This window comes from Pseudalkalibacillus sp. NRS-1564 (genome assembly GCF_050467905.1).
In the GTDB taxonomy this organism is placed as follows: domain Bacteria; phylum Bacillota; class Bacilli; order Bacillales; family Guptibacillaceae; genus Guptibacillus; species Guptibacillus hwajinpoensis_B.
Genome location: NZ_JBITPM010000029.1, coordinates 1 through 16,792, shown reverse-complemented (window position 1 = coordinate 16,792; position 16,792 = coordinate 1). Strand labels below are relative to the sequence as shown.

Here is a 16,792-nt window from a genome sequence, read left to right as displayed (position 1 = left end):
GATGGAAGAGATATTAGATGTTGGTTACTTGGATGAATTATTAACAAAAAAAAATAAACATACGGTTGGAGAAGCAATTGATGTTCTTCCGTTTCTAACGAAGAGAACGAAAGCGATCAAAGAAAACTTTAATGGTGTGCTAGGTGAGTACATTCGACGCGTATGTGAGGTTGAACTTGCAAAGGGGAAGAGAAGTAAATCTGTAGATGAAGAACTTTATGAAAGTGACAATGAATTAGTCAATCAAATCTTAAAACAAGTATCCTTTGATGATGGGAATTCAAGAAATGACCTAGAGCGTTTCATTGAGAGCTTTCTCTTTAATGAAGATCATGATATCAAACCAATTCACCCTTATCTCTTTAATTATGTACCAGTCCCAGAAAAGCATGACAATGAGTTCAATAAGTATGCACAGTTTCTTAAGGATGCATTTGCTGGTGATAGCTCTGCACTTAAAGAAACTTTTAATCAGAAAGATCATCATGACATCTTAACTGAGCTAATCCTTCAAAACATTGAATCATTAAAAGACAGCAAGCCAAAAGAACAGAACTATCAGTCTATGCTTCCTTCTATTACGAATTTGTATCAAGAGGACTTGCTTTACCTGAGTCAACATCAAGAATACTTTCTTCAATCATTTGAGCTGTTAACTCATTTCTATACGATGACGTATGTATGTCAGCTTATTCTGAAGCTTGAACGGTTTGAGAATGCTGATTATAGCGAGCCATCACTGTTATATTATGCTTTAGATTGGGAGTCTGTTAGTAAGAGACGAAAACCAGCAGATGAGCTTGAAGGGTTCAAATTCATTAAAGAAAAGTCTAGTAACCTATTTGTTCATATTCACACCCTGTCTCATTTAAGTCACAACCATTTAAATACATCTCTAACTAATAATAAGAAGTCTTTGATGAATTATAAAGAACTATTTGATTTGGTTTTTCAAGAAGGACAGGAAGAAGTTCTTCTGACAGATATAAAGAAATGGATTGCAAACTATTCAGAATGGCAACAAATGAAGAATGCGCCAGAACCTCAAACTCTCTCAGAGGCGTTCCCTGCAATGTTTGATTGCTTGAAATACGGAATGAGTACTACAGTTTGTGAGAAATTTGGTAAGAACATTGAAGACTTAGGTAGTGGACGATTCATTAAATCTCGAGGAAGTCTCGGTCATGTGCTAAACATTACCCATGAGATGCTTTTATTGCTTACTGCAGTTTCTGTAAAAGACAATCGGATCCCTCTTAACCAACTCTTTGAAGAGTTTGCAAAAAGGGGAGTCATGTTCGATCGGTATTCGAAGAAAGAAGTGATTGCGTTGTTTGATTCGTTAAATATTTTAGACAAAAAAAGTGATAGTGGTGATGCTCAGTATGTCAAACCAATTTTATAATTATATAGCTGACCAAATCCTTCAACATTTTAGCTCAAGCTCGTTATCTGCAGGAGAACGCTTCTACTTGCAGCTTGATCAAGATGAAGAGATTAAGAACCTAGTAAACTCCCTTCAGCAAAAGCAAAATGTGCAAAAGTTTGTATATAAGCATGAGTTTGGAGACCCTTATGAAACGTTTTGCATTGAAATAGAAAATATTCGAGTGGTTGTTGCTCACACCCATGGAAATATCAAACCTGATTTCCTCGTTACACTTCGAAACCAGGTAGGGGAGCAACAAGGAGTATGGAAGAACACAGCTCTACTTAGCATTGTGTCGGAACAGCTCGATTCCATTCAAGGTGGAAGCAGCGACTTGCTTAAGGAAGGGATGCCTTTACATCCAGTTTCATTATATAAAACGCTGAAATCTGATATCGAGCATAGTAGTTTGGAAAAAGTCGATCAGATTATCTTGCTAGATAATATGGAAAGTTTGATCGAAGAACAATCATTCCAACAAATCTCATTCTTTGATTTTCAAGAGATCTTCACGATTTTGGGTAAAGGCTATATGGAAGATAAGGATTACAAAGAGTTTGCACTTTTTAAAGATCCAGACCTGGCAACATTTACAGGTAAACAACTCGAAAATAGATTAGAAGAAAACCGAGAGCTGTTTGATTTTGTTAGAAAAGTTCATGACTTTGGATTAGACAAAGATGAGCTCGAGAAGAAATTCACTTCTGAATTTGCAAATAGGCTATACCAGGAAGATTGGGAAGATAAACCCTATTCAGATATTAAAAAAGATCATTTGAAATACCTTGAAACAGTTAAGGACGCGAAAGTTGAATTCAAGGGGATAACAGTAGATAAGGGTGTGGAGATCTGGGACCGACCTCAACGTGAAACTGCTGCTGGTAAACGGAAGAGACACATCATTTTATTTAATGAACAGCAACTCGATGAAATTAACCTGCAAATTTCGTTTTCTCTAACAGGTAAAATTACAAGCTTAAGTAAAGATTTCGCTAATTTGCAAAAAGCTTATACCACCACTACTGACATTAATGTTGCCAGATCAAACATGAATGTCAAAATAACACCTGAATCAAATAAACCAACATTTACAAAGTTTGCTTATAAACATGACCAGAAGGCGACTCTTGGTGCGGAGTTTTTAATTATTGTATTACCAGTCAATCCATATTTACTTGAATCATTTAAGACTAGTTATCTAGTCAATGTATCATCAGGAGATTTGGAAATACAATATGAAGGTTCTTCTGTAATCGTTGGTCAGGGGATTAGTAGGGAAGAAGAGGTAATTGAAGATCATCAAATTCTCGAAATTAAGAATGATGAGCAATTAACTTTGCTTCCACAAGCAGAGGCTTTCAATGACAATAATAAGCTTGCTCTTAAATTGCATTTTACAGAGATTGGATTTGTACTTCCTTTATCGTTGAAAAACGAACTTCCAGAATCTATGCCAATTACTGGATCAAGGATTTGGAAGTTGAAAAGAGAAAGTCAAATCGACTTCGAACTAAAGTCCAACCGTCTTGTTCTTGGAAATAGAGACTTCTATGTTCATTCAGAATATAAGGAGTTTATTAAATGGGAAGAAAATTGGAAAGAAAATGGATACCGTGCTGCTAAATTAGAGGGTGATACCTTACAACCTATTGATATTGATCTTGGTGATGAGTTACGTGAAGCCTATAGTCGTTACCTCAACTACTTTAATATAAAGCATAACATCCCAACACTCAGCTACATGAGTCCTGACTTAGAAGAAAGAGCAAGAGCTTATGTTGATGCTTATTTAAGTGAAGTACAATCATTTAAGACTGGCGTTGAAGCGGGTAAAAAAGGGAGAGACTTGTTCAGTCTCGGAACCATTTCATCTAAGCATGAATTATATTTCACACCTTACCATCCATTAATGGTGGCTTTTCGGCTTCAGTTAAAGGACTCTCTTTCAAATGAGGAAATCGATAATAGCATTCTATCAAGGTTGAAACCTCTAGGATTAGTGCCTTACATTTATAGAAATCATGATGATCTCTATAAGCCAGATCAACAAAATGCTGCACTTGAGTGGTTAGTTTATAAGCCTGTTAGTCAAGTATCTGTATCTGATGGAAATCATTATGTGGCAAAAGTAGTCGAGGATAAATTAACTCAATTTGAAGAGCACTTTTCTTACTTGTTTATGGGAAGTTCAAGTGCGCCATTGTTGATTAATCTTATTAACGTTAATAACGACAAAGAAATTCTGAGAGGGATTATTCAGCGTCTCATCAAGCAGATTAACTCAAAAGAATTGGATCGAGTTAAGCCTATTGAGGTAACTGTCTACAAAAGCGACGCTACAAGCGCGTTTGATGTGTTTTCTAGAACAGAGTTTATTGAAGAGCTTGAAACAGCACTTGATTTAAAGTTCACCTCAAAGAATTACGAGCCTAAAGATTTGTTACATCTGATTCGAGAAAAGATTAAGTATTTCAAGCGAGAATTCGGTGTAGATGAATACAATTATGCACATATTTCATTCTATAAGATGCAAGCTCAAGAAACTTACGCACTCCAGCCAATGAAAGATATGGTTTCTGGAATAAACCTTAATGGACTTTATTCCTCAGTCCCATCGATGAAGGGAAATGAGAACTACCGAAATGGTTTTGGAGTGAAGGGTTATTCTATCGATCAAGGTAATATATTAACACAAACCGCTTATCTGTTGAATGAATTAAGTGCCAATTTAAAGAACGGTGGTAATGATTCTTATCATAAAGGAGAAGCAATTCTTTCTAGAACTTCTACCATTGATGAAGAGACTCTTTCACAAATCTTTGGTTCTTCACACTGGGTAACGTTTGTCGATCCTAGTGTAGACTTAGATTTCTTCAATGAACACGATGATGATCTTGTTGTGATTCATTATAGCGATCAATATTCATCTTCAAGTCGTTATGATGCTATTACTGTAACTGACAAGTCAGATCAGTATTTTGCGGTTGTTAAAGAGTTTCTAAATGATAAGCAAGTAGAAGGCTCTGATGAGAATGTAAGAAATACGATCAAAGCATTTAATACTTTCAACGGAGAATGGCTGTTAAGAATTATCGGTAGTAAGGGACGCTATTCTAGAGAGAAATTGAGTATTATTTCTGCTATTAAGTTCTCACTATCATACTTTGACCATCGTGATATCCTATGGGTACCAATTTCCTTGGAAGAAATTCTTAGGGTTGCAGGAGCAGCAGGGTTGAGTAAATCTGGTGGTGTCTTCACAGCTAAGAATCTAGGCGTGCAAGGTAGTCATAGTGATGATTTGTTGTTAATTGGTTTAAATACTGCAGATCCAACTAATCTTAAGCTTCATTTTTACCCAGTAGAAGTGAAAATTGGAGCAAATAAAAATGATGTTGTAACGAAAGCGAAGGAACAGGTAAGGAAAACGAAATCTCTTCTAAATGATGCATTAATTGAATCAGAAGGATCTCAGTTTAACAAGAAATTCTATCGCAATTTCTTTGTTCAACTTTTCTTATCAAATGTTAAGAAGCTTGGTGCAAATGACATCTGGAATGAAAAGGGTTATGAATTATCTGATGAAATCATTGAGAAGCTATTAAAAGACGAGTATAGGATATCAAACGAAATTGATGAGGTCATCGGAGAGGGAGCTATTCTATCCTTCCAGCGTGATGCTTACTATCGAAGCTCAGCTATTGACGAAGGCATTACGTATGTGGGTCTAACAGAATTTGATGGTTATCAAGGGTTAGTGCAGTCCATTAATCAGATGCATGATTGGGTACAAAATAAAGAAAATGATTTTGTACGAGAAAATCTATTATCTTACCAGTACAATCCTGCTCAAGTAGAGATAAGCATGAATGAAGAAAAGCTATTAGAAAAGGTTTATGCTGGAATGAATACAGAATTAGTAGAGACTTATGGCAATCCCAGTGATTCAACACCTTCAGAGAAAAAGCAAGAACGCTCTCAACCTCAAGCGCCTTCTTTTGATGAAGAAGAAGCGGTTAAAGACGTGGACGACGAAGGACCTTCAGATATTGAGGATCATCCGGTTGAAAAAGAGAAAGAAGTAACTAATGTTGAAGAAGAGGTTGTAGTTGAGCCAGAGGAAGTAACAGAAGTTAACTCACCTGATGTTACGTCACCGTTGTTTGATATTGAGAAATCAAGAATATTACTAGGTAAAGCTGAAAATTCCAATAGAGAAATCTACTGGGAGTATGGAAATAAAGGGTTGGCAAACCGACATTTATTGATATCTGGTAAGTCTGGTCAGGGTAAGACTTATTTTATGCAGTGTTTATTACTTGAGAAATCGAAGCTAGGACTATCTAGTGTAGTCATTGATTACACGGAAGGGTTCTTACCAAACCAGCTAGAGCCTGAGTTTGTCGATTATTTAGGAGATAAACTTAAGCAAAAAATTGTTTATAATGATAAGTTTCCTATTAATCCTTTCAAGAAAAATGAAAGAGACATTGGTGGAATTAAAATTCCTGAATCAAACACAGATATTGCAGAACGAATTAAGAGTGTGTTCTCATCGGTTTATAGTAGTTTAGGAATCCAACAATTGAATTCTCTTTATGAGGCAACATTGAATGGGTTAGAGCAGTTTGGTGAAGATATGAGCTTACTTCATTTGAGAGATATGTTGGAAGAGGCAGGTACCAATTATGCTAAAACAACATTGTCCCAGATCCGCCCATTAATTGATCGCAATCCATTTACTCATGAGAATTCGTTAGACTGGAAAGATGTATTAAATGATAACGGTGAAGTGTACGTAATTCAACTCACTGGATATCCAAGAGATGTTCAGCTCATGATTACTGAATTTATTCTTTGGGATCTGTGGAACTATACTGTTCGATTTGGCAGTAAGAATAATCCACTTCCAGTTATTATGGATGAAGCCCAGAACCTTGACCATACTGAGAAATCTCCTTCTGCTAGAATCCTAACTGAAGGCAGGAAATTTGGTTGGTCTGCATGGTATGCGACACAGTTCTTGAAATCCCAACTTGATACAGACGAATTAGCTAGACTTCAGAATTCGGGGGAGAAGGTTTATTTTTCACCTCCTGAACAAGAAATCTCGAGTATTGCTACTAGTCTTTCAAACGATCAGCATGAAAAGAAACAGTGGGAGAAGAAATTATCTGAGCTTAAAAAAGGACAATGTATTGTACATGGTCCAATACAAACAAATGGTGGCGAGTTGTCTAAGCCAGTCGTTACTGTAGTTGATATTATTCCATTACAAGATCGAATGTAAAATAAAAGTGTCTCATTAGTTTCTACAACTAATGAGACACTTTTTTAATTTAGTATGGTTAATTGATAATCTTCCATTGAGGTTAGGTCATCAATTTCAGCTTTAATGATTCTCAATCCAGATTCAATGAAAAGTAATAAGTATTCTTGAATTGCGCCGTCATCTAACGATTTAGAAAGTTCCTGGATAATTAGATGCTTGTATAAGAGGAATTGGTTCCCTTTAATGACGTTTTCAGGGATTGTCCATTTTGGTTTGTTGTCTTTAAAGTCTTTGGAAACAGGTCCATTAGCTTTAGATATTCCTTTTGCAATAGCTAAGTTGATTCCAAGTGGACGGTCAATATCAATTTGATCACAAAGTTGATCGAGAATTTCTTTCCCAGTTCCAGATAAGCTCAGTTTTTTGTTACCCAATTATATTCACACCTTTATTAAGTCAAAGTACCCTTTTCGAATGACCGTGTACTTTTTATCCTCGTCATAATCTAGCATATATTGTTTGTGAGAATGCTCTTTCATGAAGTCGACATAGTCTTTTGTTATCTCTGTGTCTGTTGATAAGATGATGACTTGTTCACTTAACTCTTTGTAGTAATGGTTGATCAAATGGTTTCGATGGAAACTATCCAATCGACCAAGTGGTGTATCAATTACCATTGGAAGAGACAAATCAGATGCTTTTGTTAATGCCCAGATTAGTGCAGAAGAGATCATTTGCATTTCCCCTGCGGAGCGATCCTGAATACTGATTTCCTGCATTTGATCACTGTATAGTTTAACAGTATAAGAGCGAATATCGAATTCAATTTTTCCAAATTCGTATTTCTTTCGGAAGAGTTTTGTTAGCATATTGCTGAATTCTTCTTTAATATAATTTGCTTTTAGCTCTGTCATTTTCTCGATATAACCACTGACAACATTATATAATTTCTTAACTGTCTCGAGCTGATTCACTACATCCTCATAATCACTACCTTGATCATTAAGCCTTGTAAGCTGACTCGTTAATGCAGTTCTTGATTCAGTAGCTTTCTTTAACTTCCTTCTGGTAGATTTAAATCGAACTTCTTTTTCCCCGAGTACTTTGGTTAAATCGTCAATTTGTTTGTTTTCATTTGAAATATCCACTGACTCTGGAGCGTTTCTAAGCTCCGTTTCCAAGCTTTCCAATTGATTTGTTAATCGATCAATTTCTGTTTGCTTTGATGAATATTTTTCCGAACCATTCGATTGAAGGTTAGTAAGGTAGTTAAACGTATTAGTAGATAGGTCATGAAGTTCTTTTGCTTCTTGATTGAATTCTTTTATGTCATTATCCTTCATCCAGATGCCTTCACCAATTTCTTTTATTTGGTTTAATTGCTGTTCATTTAGAGGAGGAGTAATGGTTTCACTCAATAACTTGTTCATAAAGTCATGGTAAGGTGTAAGGGAAGCATTAGCGATTACTCGCTTGTTTTTTAACGCTTGTTCATTTCTTAACTGTTTTTTTAATGTGTTAATTTTCGAGTTGAGGATTGTATTGACGCCTTCATTCAAGAAGAGGTTACGAAACTCAGTTTTCATGTTTTGTAACTTAGCATCTATTGATGATTGGCGTTTGATCAACTCTTCTCTTGATCTAGAATTGTTTTTCAGTTTATCGTTACGTTGATTCTTCACTGTTTCAATCTCGCTCTTTAGCTCATCCAGTTCCTTACTTCTTGTTTCTTTCTTTTCTCGTAAAGTCTGAATTTCATCTTCAACTTTCTCAAGTTCGTTATTAATGTTTGAAAGCTTTGATTTACTTACTGATCTTGATAAATCCTGTTCAAGACTTCGAATCATCTTATCTAAATCATCTAATAACTGGTTGTAGGCCTGCATACCAGTGATTTTATGAATTGCTTCAGTCATTTCGCTGCTGTTTTGTCTTAAGATAATATCTTTAATTTCTTCACCGTCAAAGATGAAGAATGGAGCTGAATGATAAGGAATAATTTTATCGATAAATCGGTTATATACTTCAATGTTATCTATTTGTACCTTCTTACCCTGCCTTATACCAGGTCTTCTAACGAGGATCGAGCGCTCTTCGTGAGTCAGTCGTTTCAAATAGTCAAAGCCCCATCTTACTTTTAATTCCCATTCCTCTTTTTGTTCGGTTTCCAACACCAATGTAACAGAGCAAGATCGCCCGCCCTCTTCGAAGAAGGTATTGTTAATGACGTTTGAGAACAATCTCTTATGTTCGCTCTCAGATATTCCTCTTTTACCAAATAAGACATACAAAATTGCTTTTAGAATAGTGGTTTTACCAGCCCCGTTCAAACCACCTAATAAGATAATGTTTTTGCCTTTTTCACGTTCCTCAGGGGGGATGTAAAGATCCACATCCTGATGACCATAGTAGGTTTTATAGTTATCAAAAACGAGCTTCTTTAAAAGCATTAGCTATCCCTTCTTAAATGAAAGTCTATTAAATCACTATATTCTTTTCGACGAGCTCGATCAGAAACATTTTCATAGGATATTTTTTCAGCTTGTCTAATAATTTGATAAACACCTTTCGTGTTTAAATCATTCTCTTTACATAGTTCATTTAGTATTTCTAATTCTTTCTCTTTAATGTTCATACTTTAGACCCCTTAATATAGAAGTATATCTATAAAACATTTTACTATAAAATAGGAGCTAGAGCCAAGGTGGATACAGTATTTGTAAGAAGTGCCATCTATAGACCTAAGCAATGGGAATACAATGAAATACTATATTTTATTATTGTCCGGGTTCTGTCAAACGCCATCGTAATATTCATGTAGTACATAGTGAAATAGAAAAACTCATCAAAAACAAAAGCAGACCTCAAAATCCAGCTATTGTATTTAAGCAGATCTATGAGTTGCTATCTATAATGTAGATTAATCCAGCAATTCCTTTCCAATTTAGATTGTCTTATATTATTATTAAATTAACTGACAATTCAAAGGGGAGAAGGGAATGCCTACCAACAACAAGCTAGTGAGAGATCGGATTCCAGAGATCATTCGTGCAAACGGGAACAAGTTTCATACCGAAATTCTTGAGGAGGCTGAGTATAAAAAAGAGCTGCAGGTAAAGTTAAAAGAAGAACTACAGGAGTATCTTGAAGCTCAGGAAGATAGTCATGCGGTTGAAGAACTGGCGGATGTGCTTGAGTTGATCTATTCATTAGTTGAGGTGCATCATTCTTCCATTGAAGAATTGGAAGAAGTCCGTAGGGAGAAGAGAGAAATTCGTGGTGGGTTTGATGAGCGGGTTTATTTGATTGATGTGGAGGATTAAATAGGTATGAGTGAAAAGTCTCTGCGGTAGTTTTATCTGATTTTTATTCAAAATGGACAGTTTCCAAATGAAGAAGTAAACTAATACCAACTAAATAAGGTTATCAGGAGTGAACGAGAGTAAGGGCTCACTGACTTCACAGCAACCTGCCAGGCGGTAAGGTGCTCCAACCTGCAAAGCATGGCTTTGAATGATAACGCACGGATAGCGGAGGCTCTTTGTTGCATTCATTTGCGATGAAGGGCCTTTTTTGTTCAATTGTTGAATACCTTGTTTATGAGAATAAGGGGGATGAGTTTGTGAACGTCAATCGATTTGCACGAAGCATCATGGCGAAAAGTTATGAAGGGGAAAGTTTTTTGTTACACGTTGCAGAAGTCATTGAGCGTCAACTTAAGGAGTGGGATGAGGCGTATGAAGTGATCGTGATGAAGTTGATTGACTATGAGGTCGTTGTTAAAAAGGAAAACCGCTCTTATGAACTGTTGCTTACCGAGAAAGCATTGCTTTCCCTTCAACAAAAAGAACCTTATGCGCTGGATCGATATTTGTGGCTGGAATTAGAGAAGCAGGGGCTTCAGATTGTGAGAGGAAATGGGGATTATATTGAGAGTGTGATGTGAGCCAATGTTGATAGAAGAGGATTTTGGCAATTCATTTTGATGATTCGAAATCGTGGATGTTTGGGGATTAGACTTGGAAGCTTTTTAAGAATAAGCTGCAAAACTATTTTTTGAAATGAATAGTGTATTTTTTCTGAATGCTTTTGAAGTTATTTAATGTGGTAAAATTAAACTATTAAAGTAATGGATAATAAAAGTGTTAGAAGAAATTATGGTTCCATTTTTACTCTTTCTTTTGATTTTTTTAACATTACGAAATTTCCCTATTATAGGAGCGTTCTAATATGAAAACGAAAATGAACTATTTCATCTTATTTTTAACGATCATTTTTATAGTTGGTTGTACCAATTTAGAAAAGGCATCCAATAAAGATGCAGAAACAAATACACAAGAAGTAAGTACAGTTGAAACAAATGAAAATAGTGAAAAAGGAGAATCGAACACTACGGTTGTTGATGAGCCAGTAGAAGAGGAAACACCAGACCCAACAGAAGATGAACAGTTCTCAGGATACGAACTTATTGAAGTTGATGGTGGAGATTTGTCTGGACATCGAGAACCTAACGTCGTCGTTGATATTGGGTACGGTGACCGTGAATATTGGGCATTTACGAATGAATACGGACAACTCGTACGTGTCGTTGCTGACGAAATCATTCTACAAGATGATGGTAACGAACCTGTATTATCGTCTGGCAGGTACTATTCTGATGAGGCAAAGGTTCCGGGCGTCGAAAGTGACGTGTTAGACGAAGGACATATTATTGCTGATTCTCTCGGAGGGGTATCGAATGCTTATAACATTACCCCACAAGAGAGTACACTTAACCGACATGGTGATCAAGCTTATATGGAAGACGCGATCCGTAGCGCAGGTGAAGCTACGGATTTCGAAGCCATTATCACCTATTCGGATACGGAAAAGCAGATACCTTCAAGTTATCAGTACACGTATACTTTGAACGGAAATGAGATCGTTGATACATTTGATAATGTGAACCCTGATGAAGTCAACGCATCACTCGGATTAACTGAGAGCGAGCCTGACGATTCAACGCCTTCAGACACAGAGGGTGATATTTCTAGTATTGATACAAATGGTAATGGACAAGTGACGATGATCATTGGTTATATCCTTATATGCGTGATAATGATAATGACGGTATGGTAGGTGAATAAGAGTCTAGAAAAATATAGTAGGTGATACGTAAAGGGTATATCGCTTCGCCGGGACGGTTTTTATGATGCGATATTTCGAAAAAAGGTAGTGGAGCATTAATTATTAGTATAATTGATGCTCCTTTAATTTTGGAGATGGAATCGATAGAACCGTCCCGACGATTCTAAGACTTAACAGAATCGGAGGTTTTTATTGTGAAATCGATAGTTAAGCTCGTTTTCTTATGTATGATTCTCTTTATAGGAGGTTGTCAAATAGGAAATGACAAACCAATCACGAATCCCGAAAAAGTGTCTACTGAAGATTTACCTGATACTAGAGCGATGCAGGATGAATTTACGAGAAGTTTTTTGAAATCAACGGAAGAGGTAGAGGATGGTTATTACTCATTTGTTTCTGGTATTAATCGTTATGAAATGAATTTCCCGAAATCGGGAGTAATCGGTGAAAAGGGTTATTCGAAAGACGAGGGATTTGAACAGCTTTCGATTGGCATTGAAAGTTCATCTTATAATATTGGGATTACTTCTGAGTATATTAGCCATTTAAAAAAAGATAATCTAGAGACGAATATATCTCTTTTAGGTAGCATTGCTGAAGATGTAGATTTTCAACAAATAGACAACGATACGGCTGATCTTCATTATGGGAAATTTAATAGAAAAGATAACTATGGGTATCTAGCGTACGTACAAAACTCGAGAGATACGGGTGGTATTCTTATTTCTTATTACATTCAATGTCTAGAAACCAATAATAGCTGCAAGGATAATAGTAAAGAAGATGAGTTCCTCCAATGGTTGAAGAGTATTAAATTCAAGGAAAAAGAGCTTAGTGAAAATAGTGCATAAGTCATCACATGAGGAGTGAAACCAATGGACGTAACCCCTTCCGACTTAAAAACCAAAGATATCTACAAACTACTGACCGGCTCCGTTGTTCCAAGACCGATCGCCTGGGTATCAACCGTGTCTGAAGACGGCGTTCATAACTTAGCACCATTTAGTTTCTTTACCGTTGCTTCCATCCGGCCTACCATTCTCGCGATCTCCATCGGACCAGGGACGGGGGAGCGTGAGGGTACGGATAAGGATACGCTCGCAAATATCCGATCGCAACAAGAATTTGTCATCAATGTGGTGTCGAGTTCGCTTGGAAACGAAATGCAAAAAAGTGCAGAGAACGTACCTGCGGAAGTCGATGAATTTGAGCATGCTGGGTTAACACCGATCGATAGTAAGACGGTGCAACCGAAGCGGGTGAAAGAAGCGGCGATTCATATGGAATGCAAGCTCCATCAAATTATTCCGCTTGGATCGAATGCCCTTGTTCTTGGGGAAATGAAGCACTATCATATTCAGGATGAGGTGTATCTAGGAAACTATAAAATCGATCTCGAAAAGCTTTCTCCTCTTGGCAGGCTTGCGGGGAACTATAGTGAGAGTAAGGGGTTTTTTACGTTGCCGAGATGAGGTTAACAAAGTTACTTTCATCAACCTGCTTTCTAACTTGAGTCCCTGTAGCATACTTTAAAGCGTGATGGAAGAGTATCTGTTCGCTCAGGGTGTCATTTTTAGTATAGGGATAGGGAGGGGCTGATGATATTGAACCAGGAAATCCACTACAAAGAAGTCCAGCGTCCAAACCAGGTCTGGATCTGGGCGATTGTAATAGGCATCGCGATATTAATGTGGATTGGCTTTTTCCGTCAGGTCGTGATGGGCATTCCATTTGGGAGTAAGCCAGGTACTGATATGGAAGTGATCATGTTATGGATTATTTTCGGAATTGCTTTTCCAATCGTTATGCTCGGATGGCTGCGACTCATTACTGAGGTGAGGGATGATGGGGTTTATGTGCGATTTGTCCCATTTCATCTGACACCCCGTGTTTTCTTATATAAGGATATAACGCATTATGAGAGTTTGAACTACCGGCCACTACGAAGGTTTGGTGGATGGGGGATCCGATGGAATTTTAGTGGTGAGAAGGCTTATTCCATTAGCGGGAAGCAGGGCGTTTTGATGGAAGTGAACGGTGAGAAGGTTTTGATTGGATCACGGGAACCGGAGCGTTTGGTGGAAGTGATGGATCGGGTGAGTAGAAACGAAAGTAAGTAGATACGCTTGTAAACAGCATAAGAGGTTCATAGGAATAGTCCTTTTCTCTTGGTAGAAAAGGACTATTTTTGTGGAATGCGTCGAAAGACATAGAAAAGGAGGGAAAGAGAGGGTATTCTAAGTTTAGAAATTAATGGAAGATATGAGAGCGTGCATTTCCTGCTCGACAATACAGCGGCTATACCTAACTAGACGTACACATAGACTTCATTTGTTGTGAAACGAGGTTTGGTCGAAAAGGAGGTTGCGGTGCTAAACGAACTAGAAGAATTTAAACGTTATTTAGAGCGTATGAAGTATCGGGCAGAAGCCGAGGCGTTGGAAGCGTATCTAGGAAAGGTAAGGGAAGCTAGATTTGATATCGATGATAGTAAACGAGTTTTTGATCACCATCATTCGACTTATTCGTCGAATTGGGTTGGTGAGGCACGTGAAGCATATGAATCGCTTATCGGAGAACTCGAACAAGCCTCTCAAAGTGTGTATGCGGTTCATGAGGAACTGACCTCTGCAATTAACGAAGAAATCGACCGACTTCTTCAGAAAGCGGAGGGCTTGAAGTGACGAGAATAGCAATTAAACCAGAACAATTAGACCAGCTAGCAAGCGGCATCCAGGATGCCGAGCGAAAAGCAGATGAAGCGATTAGCGATTTTAAATGGAACTATCAATCTCTTCTAATGAACATCACGGGCGCGAACACCGGTAAGATTGATGCCCTTCAAGCGGAGTTGCAATATGAAATGCGCAAATACCGAGACAAGCTCCATGACCTGCAGGCGGCAGTGAAATTAACTGAGAGAAAAATGACGGAAGAAGATCACTCGCTTTCGGCAAAGTTTGGTCTTATGGCATTAAAATTTAGTGGTTTAAACAAGCTGTTTCAGAATAATGATCCTATCACGGGAGAAGCATTAAGCTGGAGCGAACGTCTTTTTGGAAAAAATCCACTGACGGCTTCATACGGTGGTGCATTTGGAGAAGTGTTTCCAGATATGCAATATACCTTAAACCCAAAGGTGATTCAGAGTAGGATGAAGCAAACGTATGAAAGTGTCGTGCTTGATCCTTTATCAAAAACGACGACTTATCTAGACGATGTCCGCCAGGATGTGTCGCATAGTGTGGTCAGGTACTCAAACTATGTGGATCGCTGGTGGGGAGAGACGCAGCAGAAGATTGATGAAGCGCGGAATACGGCACGGAGCTTTTTGGGTGATGTGGTAAAAGGTGTGCAGGTTGGAAGCGGGAATGCCGTGGAAGATATGATTGAGGGATTTAAGGATCTTAACGCATTAGGTGAAAAAGCATTCGGACCGAACCTTGCTGTATATCGCGATGAAGAAGATCTCCCTGAATTACTATTTAAAAGCTTAGAAACGATAAACTTCTATAAGAACATCTTTGGTGATCCAAAAGGCAACGTTCAAAAGGTGTTGGATGTACCGAAATACATGTGGCAAGGATTTAAAGAAGCCTGGGATCGAGACTTTGTGAACGGGGATGCCGAAAGTCGAACGGCATTCATTACTTACGGTCTAACATCATTAGGAATTGGAGCCATAGGAGACAAAGGTCTCGGCAAAATTGGAACAACCGCAAAAACGATTGACGATGTTGCGGATGCCGCGAAGAGTGTTAAGGTTGATGGGAAGAGTGCTCAACCGGCGTTAGCTGGAGCGGGTGCTGGGGGAACTTCGGTTTCTAAAAGTGGCGCACCTTATAATGTGTGGAATGATCCGGTTTCTCGGATTAAGACTGAGATTGATCGGGTTTATGGTGGGAAGGGTACTAGTAGGAAATTCAGTGGGTATAATTATTGGGATAAGACTATTGAATTTAATCATATAAAAGTTTATCAAAGAGACGATATTATTAATCCTAATAAAAAAGATGCGCGAGGAAGAACAAATCTCGATAGGATGAAAAAAGGTTTAGCTCCACTTGGCCCTGATGGAAAATCAATAAATCTTCATCACACTACTCAGCGAAATGAAAGTTCTATAGCAGAGGTTACATCAACCTTTCATAAAGAAAATAGTCTCGTAATTCATATCAATCCAAATAAAATCCCTTCTGGTATTAATAGGAAAGAATTTAACAAATGGCGAAGTGAATATTGGAAAAATAGATACAATGACTATATATTTGGGAGTGAATCATAAAGATGAGTATTGATCATTATCATAAAGCAAAAAAATATATTTTAAATGAAGAGGATACAGCCGACTTTGTTGGAGGTCGTTCAAATGAATTAATACAGTTAGCGGAGCAAGAGTTAGGCTTTAAGTTTACCGGCGCATATCTTGACTTTTTAAAAACATTTGGAGCTGGTAATTTTGGTTCTCAAGAGATCTATGGAATAATTGACCGAGATTTTGAAAATTCTGCGGTTCCGGATGCAATATGGTATACATTAACAGAACGCAAGAATATATATCTTCCTAATCACCTTTTAGTTATTTACGATAGTGGATTCGGTGAACTATACTGTTTGGATTTTAATCAACTGGATGATACGGGAGAACCACAAATAGTTTCTTTTGATACGGGTGTAGAAATAGAGAATCAAATTTATGAGTTAATTGCGAACGACTTTGGAGATTTTCTACTTGATTTAGTGATGGAAGAAATGGAGTAATTATGTTGCATTAAGAATTATCGCTTTAGCCTCGTGGGAACGGTTCTCATGATGCAATAAATTGAGCATCTAAGCATCGCGGGGATGGTTCTCATAATGCAATATTTCGAAAAACGTTAAAAGAAGCATTCATTATTCCAATAATGAATGCTTCTTTTATTTATGAAGTGGAATCACCAGAACCGTCCGAGACCAGTGAAAAA

At 37.5% G+C, this 16,792-nt stretch carries 13 protein-coding genes, 1 pseudogene and 1 riboswitch; of the genes and pseudogenes, 11 read left to right on the top strand and 3 right to left on the bottom strand.

The genetic code is table 11. The features are described from left to right. Window position 1 precedes the first annotated feature (1 nt). Both dptG and dptH read left to right on the top strand, forming a co-directional pair. On the top strand, window positions 2–1,405 hold the full coding sequence (dptG, locus tag ACIFPW_RS13550; protein ID WP_430244988.1) for a DNA phosphorothioation-dependent restriction protein DptG: 1,404 nt from the start codon (window positions 2–4) through the stop codon (window positions 1,403–1,405). Next, window positions 1,386–6,719, top strand: coding sequence for a DNA phosphorothioation-dependent restriction protein DptH (gene dptH, locus ACIFPW_RS13545; protein ID WP_430244986.1), 5,334 nt, complete (start codon window positions 1,386–1,388; stop codon window positions 6,717–6,719). The genes dptG and dptH overlap by 20 nt, the downstream gene beginning before the upstream one ends. Before the next feature lie 44 nt (window positions 6,720–6,763). Here dptH and ACIFPW_RS13540 read toward each other — a convergent pair whose 3' ends face one another. The 3 genes from ACIFPW_RS13540 to ACIFPW_RS13530 are packed head-to-tail and all read right to left on the bottom strand — an operon-like array spanning window position 6,764 to window position 9,336. Further along, window positions 6,764–7,135: a hypothetical protein gene (locus ACIFPW_RS13540; RefSeq protein ID WP_430244984.1), complete on the bottom strand. Its 372-nt coding sequence runs from the start codon at window positions 7,133–7,135 to the stop codon at window positions 6,764–6,766. A 6-nt stretch (window positions 7,136–7,141) separates the two neighbouring features. Continuing rightward, window positions 7,142–9,151 carry a DNA sulfur modification protein DndD gene (gene dndD, locus ACIFPW_RS13535; protein ID WP_430244982.1) on the bottom strand — a complete coding sequence of 670 codons (2,010 nt, stop codon included), beginning with the start codon at window positions 9,149–9,151 and terminating at the stop codon, window positions 7,142–7,144. Further along, the gene (locus tag ACIFPW_RS13530) at window positions 9,151–9,336 is read right to left on the bottom strand and encodes a DNA modification system-associated small protein (RefSeq protein ID WP_430244979.1); all 186 of its coding nucleotides are present in this window, start codon (window positions 9,334–9,336) and stop codon (window positions 9,151–9,153) included. The genes dndD and ACIFPW_RS13530 overlap by 1 nt, the downstream gene beginning before the upstream one ends. Before the next feature lie 364 nt (window positions 9,337–9,700). Here ACIFPW_RS13530 and ACIFPW_RS13525 point away from each other — a divergent pair, with 364 nt between their 5' ends. The 9 genes and pseudogenes from ACIFPW_RS13525 to ACIFPW_RS13485 all read left to right on the top strand — a co-directional run bounded on the left by ACIFPW_RS13525 (window position 9,701) and on the right by ACIFPW_RS13485 (window position 16,589). Next, window positions 9,701–10,024 (top strand): nucleoside triphosphate pyrophosphohydrolase, encoded by a 324-nt coding sequence (locus ACIFPW_RS13525; protein ID WP_430244977.1) that lies wholly within the window; start codon window positions 9,701–9,703, stop codon window positions 10,022–10,024. A gap of 97 nt (window positions 10,025–10,121) precedes the next feature. Next, a riboswitch (SAM riboswitch) is annotated at window positions 10,122–10,224 on the top strand. Between the two features lie 21 nt (window positions 10,225–10,245). After that, on the top strand, window positions 10,246–10,647 hold the full coding sequence (locus ACIFPW_RS13520; protein WP_430244975.1) for a hypothetical protein: 402 nt from the start codon (window positions 10,246–10,248) through the stop codon (window positions 10,645–10,647). 284 nt (window positions 10,648–10,931) lie between these two features. Further along, window positions 10,932–11,827, top strand: a pseudogene (locus tag ACIFPW_RS13515) (DNA/RNA non-specific endonuclease). 195 nt (window positions 11,828–12,022) lie between these two features. Beyond that, window positions 12,023–12,679, top strand: coding sequence for a hypothetical protein (locus ACIFPW_RS13510; protein ID WP_430244973.1), 657 nt, complete (start codon window positions 12,023–12,025; stop codon window positions 12,677–12,679). Between the two features lie 24 nt (window positions 12,680–12,703). Continuing rightward, window positions 12,704–13,300 carry a flavin reductase family protein gene (locus ACIFPW_RS13505; protein WP_430244971.1) on the top strand — a complete coding sequence of 199 codons (597 nt, stop codon included), beginning with the start codon at window positions 12,704–12,706 and terminating at the stop codon, window positions 13,298–13,300. Window positions 13,301–13,426: 126 nt separating this feature from the next. Further along, window positions 13,427–13,948, top strand: coding sequence for a DUF6141 family protein (locus tag ACIFPW_RS13500; protein WP_430244969.1), 522 nt, complete (start codon window positions 13,427–13,429; stop codon window positions 13,946–13,948). Between the two features lie 249 nt (window positions 13,949–14,197). After that, window positions 14,198–14,512 (top strand): DUF5082 domain-containing protein, encoded by a 315-nt coding sequence (locus ACIFPW_RS13495; RefSeq protein ID WP_224884981.1) that lies wholly within the window; start codon window positions 14,198–14,200, stop codon window positions 14,510–14,512. After that, entirely contained in the window at window positions 14,509–16,113 is a 1,605-nt protein-coding gene (locus ACIFPW_RS13490; RefSeq protein WP_430244966.1) for an HNH/ENDO VII family nuclease, read from the top strand. The genes ACIFPW_RS13495 and ACIFPW_RS13490 overlap by 4 nt, the downstream gene beginning before the upstream one ends. A gap of 2 nt (window positions 16,114–16,115) precedes the next feature. Next, window positions 16,116–16,589, top strand: coding sequence for an SMI1/KNR4 family protein (locus ACIFPW_RS13485; protein ID WP_430244964.1), 474 nt, complete (start codon window positions 16,116–16,118; stop codon window positions 16,587–16,589). The last annotated feature ends 203 nt before the right edge of the window (window positions 16,590–16,792 follow it).